The sequence below is a fragment of the Asticcacaulis biprosthecium C19 genome (assembly GCF_000204015.1).
Classification (GTDB): Bacteria; Pseudomonadota; Alphaproteobacteria; order Caulobacterales; family Caulobacteraceae; genus Asticcacaulis; species Asticcacaulis biprosthecius.
Genome location: NZ_GL883077.1, coordinates 1,809,782 through 1,817,228, shown reverse-complemented (window position 1 = coordinate 1,817,228; position 7,447 = coordinate 1,809,782). Strand labels below are relative to the sequence as shown.

The window sequence follows — 7,447 nt, the reverse complement described above, 5'->3', positions numbered from 1 at the left end:
GGTTGAACTCAAATGCCGTTGGTATAGTCATATTGAATGGCAAAGGAGCAGGCCATGCGGACGACCAAGAACATCGCCACGTCTCCGCCAACCGAAATGGCCGCCCTTGGACAATGGCTCAGAGACGAAGTGGTCACGGGCCATGCCGAATACCTGGCCAACCCGTCGGAAGGTGTTCCCGCCGAGCAGATCCTTGTTCGTATTAAGGTCCGGCGCGAGGCATCCAGGGGTGCCGATTAAAGTTCAGCGGCGGAAGATTTCATCTATTGAGCATTCTGACTCGACGCCTGCGCGCAACCAACATCTATGCGCCCCTCGGACGATCTGTTGAAGTATTTTAAAGGGGGAGAAGCATGCGACATTTCTCGGCCATTGCCGCAACGATGACTGTCGCCTTGGCGTCCTTTCAGGTCCACGCCTTACCGGCGTGCGATCCGTCCGTCACCGCAACCCTGCGGCAGCCGGACGTAAACGAACGCACCGCCCATCGCTCCTCCACGCCCTATTCCCAAAAACTCATCTACGACTTCGACAGCCATTCCGGAGAATGGTTCTTCACCGTCCGCTACGTCATTGGTGAAGATGGGCGGGTAACCTGCATATCCCCCGGTAGTGCCTACGATGAAGCAACACCTGAGATTACTCCCCAACGGCAGGCAGCGCTGGATGCCCTCGCCGCTCAGCAATTCACGCACTTCCTGACCGACGGCAAGCCCGCAGAGGTTTATGCGGAAGCCTTATTCTATGAAGAAGAAAAGCCCGGTCCTTATGTTCCTCGGCCGGTCGGCGAGCTCGACACGGCAGAGATTCGCCTGAACTGGATGTCGCGTGGAGAACCGACGCCGTTCAGCATGCTGATTCAAGGCGACGGGAGGGTGACCTACACGCCCGGCGATCCAAAAAATATTTTGGGCCCGCAAACCTATCGTATCTCGCCCGAACGCGTTCGAGCCATGCTGGACCTAGCAGAGGCTGCTCAGTTCTGGTCACTACGGGATGTTTATCATTTCGATATGAACGGCCATGGATGGTTCTCCGAGAAAGTCGAAATCCATCTGGGCACGTCAAGTAAATCCTTCTCCAACGACGGCAGCGGCGGTGCCCCGTCTATCACGGCACGGTTGACCTTGAACATGGCCGAAATGGCCGACGTCAGCCTGTGGTGGAAAATCGATCATCGCACTTTGGAAGCCGTCGCAAAGAACGGATTCGATTTTACCTCCGACAAAGGGGCTGAGTTGCTGTCCGAGTTGATTTCGAATTCCGAAACGACCGACGACGTCATCTCCGATCTTCTGTCCCGTGGCGCACCGCAGGACCGGTTGGTCAAGGGCTATCCCTTCGATTTTTCACTGCTCGACGCAGCGATCGCCGGCCGGCGCTTCGACATGGCCAACCGGCTGATCGACCAAGGCGCGCTAACCGTGGACGGCCAGGTAGATAGGGCAGCCGTGACCCGCGCCCTGGCGCATGCCGTTAAAAGTGGTTCCCCCGGCCTGGTCAAACGGGTGCTGGCGCTGGGTCCAGACCTCGTGATCCGCCGCAATGACGCGACAAGGAAGATCGATCCGATCATTACGTTCGCTTACCGCCCGGACGACGCAAGTACCGCCGATTTCATCGCCATCATTCAACTCCTTCTGTACTACGGCGCCGATATCAACAGTCGCGACACCTTCCGCCATAGCGTTTTGGACAAGGCCATCGCGCGCCGTGACATCGATGTAATTCACTGGCTGTTGAATCATGATGCCGAGATCGAAACAAACGACGGCCTGTCGCCGCTACGCGAAATCTATGAAGAAGATACCACGCTGATCCTCCTGGAAGCGGGTGCCGATCTCTCGAAAAAGGAGGTTCTGGATGACCTGATCCGTAACGCCCGCGTTTGGCGGTGGCTTCGCGTCACCGCCTGGCTCCGCGCTCACGGCAAGTGGCCGGACTGACACCAGTGTAACAAAATGTCACCCGTTCACGGGCTTGTGAACTTCGCCGGATAGGCTAGAATGCTTGGCTGAAAATCACCCTGTTATCGCTGCAAGAGCCCACCGCGCCGGACAGAACCGTCCTTCGCGACACCGCCGCAAAGAGGCACAGCGATTGCAGGGGCGCACCCCAGCCCTCCGTCCGAGTATCGAAACAAGACCATGCGTTTGCCAACCTGGAACTGGCGCTCCCTTCTGAGCCAGCCCCAAGCCTTTGTGACCAACATGCCGCCCCAGGTCTGGACGGGTGTGTTCCGTGCGGCCTGCTGTTTGGCGCCTGTCGTCCTGTTCCTGTGTTTCTTTAATCCGTACATTGTTGACCCGACTCGAATCGGCTGGGTGCTGGAAGCCGACTGGGGCCAGCATGTCCTGGGCTGGAACGCCTACCGTCACTGCGCCGACAGCCTGAACCATCAGACCTGCCTGGCCGCCCCCATCGGCAATTCGCTGATGTCGCTCGACGCCAATCCGCCGTTTGCCTTCCTGTTCAAGCCCTTCTCCGAACTGCTGCCCGATCAGTTCCAGTATATCGGCCTGTGGTTCGCCATGTGCGTCGGCCTGCACTTCTTCGTCGCCTATCACCTGGTTCGCCCCTACGCGCAGAACCGCTGGATGGCGTTTGGCGGCGCCATTGTGCTTAGCCTGCTGCCGATCCTCTATTACCGTATGCGCCACGACACCCTGGTGGCCCAGTTCCTGGTCCTGTGGGGCCTGCACATCTTCCTCAATGTGCAAACAGAACGCGCTAAGATGTGGCACTGGATCGCCCTGCTCGGTTTCGCCGGTCTGCTGCACCCGTATCTGCTGTTCATGATTGCGGCCATCTGGGGCGGCGACGTCCTGCGCCGCTTCTGGCCGGCCGCGCGCACGTTCGACCGCAAGGCCCTGCTCGATACGGCCTGGCGCGCCGTCGCTGTTCTGGTCGCCCCAATAATCACCATGGGCCTGGCCGGTACCTACACCAAGGGCATGGCGCCCGGCGCCGGCGGGTGGGGCTACTATACCGCCGGAATCGACAGTTTCTTCAATCCGGTGCGCCAGGACTTCTCCAACATCCTGAAGGCGACGCCGCTCAATGGCGGCCAGTCGTTCGAAGGCTATCAATATCTCGGTTTCGGTCTGCTGGTGCTGATCGTCATCGCCGTGGTTCTCTATCTGACCTCGCCCGAAGCCAAGCGTTCGAAAGAATTCCTCAACAAGCTGTGGCCGCTGGCTTTGCCGATGCTGTGCCTGGCCCTGATTGCGTTTTCCAACAACGCCAAGTTCTTCAACATGACGGTGTGGAACTTCCCGCTGCCGGAGGCTCTGCGCGGACCTGCGGCCATCCTGCGCGCCTCGGGCCGCATGCTGTGGCCGGTCGCCTATCTCCTGATCCTGACGTCCCTGGTCGTGCTGTTCAAGGCCCGGCCCAAGATGGTCGCCGTGCTCCTGCCGCTGGTCATCGCCGTCCAGGCCTATGACATTGCCGGCTTTGCCGCCGCCATGCGCAAGGCCACCGGCCTGGCCCAGAGCGAGAAGGTCTATTACCTGACCCCGTCGCCGTTGTGGGACAAGCTGGTCGAGGCCTCCGACGGTGTCGACTTCTACCCCGCCAATGTCCACCTGAACCAGAAGCTGTTCTACGAAGTCACCTGGCGTGCCACCTCGAACAAGCTGCCGGTCAACACTATGTACGCGGCACGTGAGAACCTGATCCAGGTCTCGCACCAGGAAGCCGGCCAGGACGCTTTCAAGACTGGCGACGTCAAGCCCAACCATCTGCTGGTCTTCCTGAAGCAGTGCGACGCCCCCGCCAATCTGCGGCCGCGCCTGCGCATGCTGGACGGCGTATGGATCCTGCCGCCGGAAGCCGCGCTGGACCTGCCGCTCGACAAGCCGGTCTGGGATCCGATCCGCTCAGAGGTCCGTTTTGGCTGGCTTGACCAGGGCACCTGCATGCTGGACCAGAACTGGTCGCGCCCGGATACCGAAGGTACCTGGAGCGACGGCCCCGACGCCAATGTCATGATCCCGATCAAGCACGTCGAGTTCGAGACCACACGGCCGCGCAAGCTGGATTTGAACCTGAAGGCCAAGAGCCGCATTCCTGTCCACGTCAGCGTCATGGTCAATGACGTCAAGGTCGACGAAATCGAGCTCAAGCCGCGCGCCACCGAACACACCATCTCTCTGCCAGCCTCGGCCCTGCGCAAGGACGCACTGAAGATTCGCTTCGTGGTCATCCCGCCGGAACCCATCACGGTCGAAGGCGGGACCGAATCGTCGGCCGCGGTTTCCGTTTCGCGCGGTGGGCGCAGCCAAATCGCCCAAAAGACGGAGCCCAAGCCCGAACCTCAGACGGCGCGGAACCTCGGTATCAAGCTGATCAATATCCGGCTCAGCGATCCCGATGCGGAACCGGACGACGAACCGGCGGCCCCGATGCAGAAGGTCTGGCGCCCCGTCTCGACCAGCTAAATCACGACCTTGCCTTCAGGCCTGTAGCGGCCGGAATGCCATATTTGGACGGTGCTAAAACTCTTCTTCCAAAACGATGTAAATCACACTATATAGAGCCAGACGCCGCTCTTGTGCACCGCAAGGTACCACAGGGCGGCGTCTTTTACACGTTTACACCTCAGCCCTGCCGGTTGTATTCACCCTCAACCGGTTGTAGGGCTTTTCGTCATTCCTCAGGGTGGTTCAAGAACAATCGCACATGGAAAAAGTGCCGATGACCGTCGGGGGCTACAAGTCTCTCGACGATGAACTGAAGCGTCTCAAGTCGATCGAGCGCCCCGCCGTCATCGCGGCAATCTCGGAGGCGCGTTCGCACGGGGACCTCTCCGAAAACGCAGAATACCACGCCGCCAAGGAACGCCAGGGCTGGATCGAAGGTCAGATCGCCGATATCGAGGACAAGATCAGCCGCGCCCAGGTGATCGACGTCACCAAGCTGTCGGGCCAGAATATCAAGTTTGGCGCGACCGTGACTGTGGTCGACGAAGACACTGAGGAAGAAGGCCGCTACCAGGTGGTGGGCGATCACGAGGCCGATGTGAGATCGGGTAAGATTTCGCTGTCGTCACCTTTGTCTCGCGCCATGATCGGCAAGGAAGTCGGCGACGTTGTCGAAGTCGTGACTCCTGGCGGCGTCAAGGCCTACGAAATCCTCAAGGTCGAGTGGATCTAACCCACGGCTCTGATGGAACCTGATCAAGCTCAGCCTGTGACGATCTGGGCCGTGTCCGATGGACGCGCCGGTATCGAAAACCAGGTTCTGGGCCTGGCGGAGGCCGTCGCGCGCCTGATCCCGGCAACGATCACCGTCAAGCGCATCCGCTATGACGCTGCCTTCGACCGCTGGCCGACGGCACTGAAACTGTGGCCGGACCGTATGCTCAGTCCGGACAGCGATCGCGTAGAAGCGCCCTATCCCGATATCTGGCTTGCCGCCGGGCGGGCGACCCTCCCCTTCTCGCTGCGCATGAAAAAGCGCTCGGACGGCAAGACTCTGGTCATCCAGCTTCAGGACCCAAAGAGCAACCTTTCGGCCTTCGACCTGGTCATTGCCCCCGAGCATGACGAGGTTCACGGCAAAAATGTCCTGTCTTTACTGGGTTCCACCAACCGTATAACTGCCGAAAAGCTCGCCGCGGAAGCCCTGGCGTGGCGCGGCCGCCTGTCCGAACTGCGGCATCCCCGCATCGCCGTACTGATCGGCGGCAAATCCAAAACCCACGACCTGACGCCAGAGCGCGCCCGCGCCATGGCTGCCGATATCCGCCAGTCTGTTGGTAGTGGCAGTCTGTTGCTGACCCTGTCGCGGCGCACACCGGACGATGCCCGGTCGGTCTTCCATGAGATCCTCGGCGATCTCCCCGGGCTGATCCACAACGGCCACGGCGAGAATCCCTATTTCGCCTTCCTTGACGCCGCAGACCACATCCTCGTCACGGAGGACTCGGTGAATATGGCCGCCGAAGCCGCCGTCACCGGCAAACCCGTCTACCGCCTCGCCATGGACCGGCTTCGGGGGGAGGGCAAGTTCGCCCGCTTCCACGACGCGCTTGAAAGACGCGGTATTGTTCGCCCCTTCAACGGCCGCCTCGACACCTGGACCTACGCCGCTTTGAACGAAACCGCCCGCGCCGCCGCCAAGGTGGTTGAGGTGTTCTCTGCCAAGCGACAAGGAAAGTCTTCTCTTTCTTCTCCTCCCCATGACAATGGGGAGGTGGCGAGCAAGTGAGGCCCCTTATGGGCCGAAAAGCGTTGAGACGGAGGGGGCCTCTTTGCGGCGGACGCATTTGCCACTTTTTCACCCCGCCAATTCGTTAACGGATGACAACGCGGTCCCTGATCCCTATCTAGGGGATCGAAAATCACGATTCCTCAGGTTCTCTCCATGTCCGATCCTCGTAAAGTTCGCTGCGCCATCATCGGCACCGGCCCGGCCGGCTGGACCGCCGCCATCTATGCAGCGCGCGGCCTGCTGTCGCCGGTCATCTTCACCGGCCCTCAGGACGGCGGACAACTGACCATCACCACCGATGTCGAGAACTATCCGGGCTTTGCCGAGGTCATCCAGGGCCCGTGGCTGATGGACCAGATGCGCGACCAGGCCGTCCATATGGGCACCGAGGTGATCGCTGAAATCGTCACAAAAGCCGACCTGTCGCAACGTCCCTTCCGGCTGGAAACCGAAGCCGGGAATCACTTCCTGGCCGAAACTGTCATCATCGCCACCGGCGCCCAGGCCAAATGGCTGGGGATCGAATCCGAAAAGACCTATCAGGGTTTCGGCGTATCGGCCTGTGCCACCTGCGACGGCTTCTTCTACCGCAACAAGGCCGTGGCCGTAGTCGGCGGCGGAAATACAGCCGTCGAAGAGGCTCTGTTCCTGACCAAGTTCGCCTCCAAGGTCTATCTGATCCACCGCCGCGAACAGCTCCGCGCCGAAAAGATCCTGGTCGAGCGCCTTCTAAACCATCCCAAGATCGAGCCGATATGGAACGTCGCCATCGATGAGATTCTGGGCGACCGCAATGAATTCGGCATGGCCGGCGTCACCGGCGTTCGCCTGTCATCAACGAACGGCGGCGAAGACCGCGTAATCGACCTGGACGGCGTCTTTATCGCTATCGGTCACGCACCGTCCTCGCAACTTTTCGAAGGCCAGCTCGAAACCAAGCAAGGCGGCTATCTCGTCGTTGAGCCCGGCACACCCAAGACCTCGATTCCCGGTGTCTTTGCCGCCGGCGACGTCACGGACGACGTCTACCGCCAGGCGGTCACCGCCGCCGGCATGGGCTGTCAGGCGGCGCTTGAGGCCATCCGCCTTCTGGCCGAGGAAGACCACCATCACAGCCTGCTGACGGCCAAGGAAATCGACGAAGAGTTCGAGAAACTGCCTCCCAAGACCAAGAAAAAAGCCACCAAACCTAAACTGGTCGCCCAAGCCTAGATCATCAATCTCAACTCTA

General features: G+C 60.4%; 6 protein-coding genes. All 6 read left to right on the top strand.

Going from position 1 to position 7,447, the window contains the following annotated elements; genetic code table 11:
* Nucleotides 1-54: 54 nt before the first annotated feature.
* Nucleotides 55-240: a hypothetical protein gene (locus ABI_RS08460; protein WP_050808228.1), complete on the top strand. Its 186-nt coding sequence runs from the start codon at nt 55-57 to the stop codon at nt 238-240.
* 113 nt (nt 241-353) lie between these two features.
* Nucleotides 354-1,946: an ankyrin repeat domain-containing protein gene (locus tag ABI_RS08455; RefSeq protein ID WP_006272498.1), complete on the top strand. Its 1,593-nt coding sequence runs from the start codon at nt 354-356 to the stop codon at nt 1,944-1,946.
* Between the two features lie 201 nt (nt 1,947-2,147).
* Nucleotides 2,148-4,442 carry a DUF6311 domain-containing protein gene (locus ABI_RS08450; RefSeq protein WP_006272496.1) on the top strand — a complete coding sequence of 765 codons (2,295 nt, stop codon included), beginning with the start codon at nt 2,148-2,150 and terminating at the stop codon, nt 4,440-4,442.
* A gap of 241 nt (nt 4,443-4,683) precedes the next feature.
* Nucleotides 4,684-5,157: a transcription elongation factor GreA gene (gene greA, locus ABI_RS08445; protein WP_006272495.1), complete on the top strand. Its 474-nt coding sequence runs from the start codon at nt 4,684-4,686 to the stop codon at nt 5,155-5,157.
* Nucleotides 5,158-5,169: 12 nt separating this feature from the next.
* Nucleotides 5,170-6,213, top strand: a complete 1,044-nt coding sequence (locus tag ABI_RS08440; RefSeq protein ID WP_006272494.1) for a mitochondrial fission ELM1 family protein — start codon at nt 5,170-5,172, stop codon at nt 6,211-6,213.
* 156 nt (nt 6,214-6,369) lie between these two features.
* Complete coding sequence (trxB, locus tag ABI_RS08435) at nt 6,370-7,428, top strand: thioredoxin-disulfide reductase (protein ID WP_006272493.1); 1,059 nt, start codon at nt 6,370-6,372, stop codon at nt 7,426-7,428.
* The last annotated feature ends 19 nt before the right edge of the window (nt 7,429-7,447 follow it).